General features: G+C 55.7%; 1 tRNA gene and 2 rRNA genes. All 3 read left to right on the top strand.

Going from position 1 to position 2,025, the window contains the following annotated elements:
• Positions 1–1,683: ribosomal RNA gene (locus ASV56_RS22150) — 23S ribosomal RNA — on the top strand; the annotation flags it as partial.
• 92 nt (positions 1,684–1,775) lie between these two features.
• A 5S ribosomal RNA gene (gene rrf / locus ASV56_RS22145) occupies positions 1,776–1,890 on the top strand.
• Positions 1,891–1,948: 58 nt separating this feature from the next.
• Positions 1,949–2,025: transfer RNA gene (locus tag ASV56_RS22140), tRNA-Met, on the top strand.

Raw genomic sequence — 2,025 nt, 5'->3', positions numbered from 1 at the left:
GGCGAAGATGTAACGGGGCTCAAGCCACGAGCCGAAGCTTTGGGTGTGCATTTATGCACGCGGTAGCGGAGCGTTCTGTGATATAGAACGCTGCCTCTTCTATCCTTCGGGATAGCGGAGGCAATGTTCTGACTGTGAAGCCGGGCTGTAAGGCATCCGGTGGAGTGATCAGAAGCGAGAATGTTGACATGAGTAGCGACAAACAGGGTGAGAGACCCTGTCGCCGAAAGTCCAAGGGTTCCTGCTTAAAGCTAATCTGAGCAGGGTAAGCCGGCCCCTAAGGCGAGGCCGAAAGGCGTAGTCGATGGGAACCAGGTTAATATTCCTGGGCCAGGAGATGGTGACGGATCGCAGAGCTAGTTCTTCCTTATCGGATTGGAAGGGCTGGTGAGCGGTTCCTGGAAATAGCCCTCCACAAGACCGTACCCTAAACCGACACAGGTGGACTGGTAGAGAATACCAAGGCGCTTGAGAGAACCACATTTAAGGAACTCGGCAAAATACCTCCGTAAGTTCGCGAGAAGGAGGCCCGGTTGCTGCGCAAGCAGTGGCTGGGGGCACAAACCAGGGGGTGGCGACTGTTTACTAAAAACACAGGGCTCTGCGAAGCCGTAAGGCGACGTATAGGGTCTGACGCCTGCCCGGTGCCGGAAGGTTAAAAGGAGAGGTGCAAGCCTTGAATTGAAGCCCCGGTAAACGGCGGCCGTAACTATAACGGTCCTAAGGTAGCGAAATTCCTTGTCGGGTAAGTTCCGACCTGCACGAATGGCGTAACGACTTCCCCGCTGTCTCAAATGTGGACTCAGCGAAATTGAATTGTCTGTGAAGATGCAGACTTCCCGCGGTTAGACGGAAAGACCCCATGCACCTTTACTATAGCTTCGCACTGGCATCAGGATTGTGATGTGCAGGATAGGTGGTAGGCATTGAAACCGGGACGCCAGTTCCGGTGGAGCCATCCTTGAGATACCACCCTTCGCACTCTTGATGTCTAACCGCGGCCCGTTATCCGGGTCCGGGACCCTGCGTGGTGGGTAGTTTGACTGGGGCGGTCGCCTCCCAAAGAGTAACGGAGGCGCGCGAAGGTTGGCTCAGAGCGGTCGGAAATCGCTCGTTGAGTGCAATGGCAGAAGCCAGCCTGACTGCAAGACTGACAAGTCGAGCAGAGACGAAAGTCGGCCATAGTGATCCGGTGGTCCCGAGTGGAAGGGCCATCGCTCAACGGATAAAAGGTACGCTGGGGATAACAGGCTGATGATGCCCAAGAGTCCATATCGACGGCATCGTTTGGCACCTCGATGTCGGCTCATCTCATCCTGGGGCTGGAGCAGGTCCCAAGGGTATGGCTGTTCGCCATTTAAAGAGGTACGTGAGCTGGGTTTAGAACGTCGTGAGACAGTTCGGTCCCTATCTGCCGTGGGTGTAGGATACTTGAGAGGAGTTGCCCCTAGTACGAGAGGACCGGGGTGAACGTTCCACTGGTGGACCAGTTGTCGTGCCAACGGCAGTGCTGGGTAGCTATGAACGGACAGGATAAACGCTGAAGGCATCTAAGCGTGAAGCCCCCCTCAAAACAAGGTATCCCTTGAGAGCCGTGGAAGACCACCACGTCGATAGGCCGGAGATGTAAGCGCAGCAATGCGTTCAGTTGACCGGTACTAATGGCTCGATTGGCTTGATTTGATCCGGAAGAAGACAGACCTCGTCTTCCTCCAAAAGCATCCTTGGACAACCAGATCCCGCAGGGGATAACGCCGATCTCGCTTCTTTTCCGGTCTGGTGGCCAAAGCACGAGCAAAACACCCGATCCCATCCCGAACTCGGCCGTTAAGTGCCGTCGCGCCAATGGTACTGCGTCAATAGACGTGGGAGAGTAGGTCACCGCCAGACCTGAAAAGCAGCGAGACATCTCTCGAAACGATAACGCGCCAACACAAAGCGCAAATGGCGCGGGGTAGAGCAGCCCGGTAGCTCGTCAGGCTCATAACCTGAAGGCCGCAGGTTCAAATCCTGCCCCCGCAACCA

It is taken from the genome of Paracoccus aminovorans (genome assembly GCF_001546115.1).
Taxonomy (GTDB): domain Bacteria; phylum Pseudomonadota; class Alphaproteobacteria; order Rhodobacterales; family Rhodobacteraceae; genus Paracoccus; species Paracoccus aminovorans_B.
Note: the sequence above shows the minus strand (reverse complement) of the source record. Positions and strands in the feature narration are given on the sequence as shown.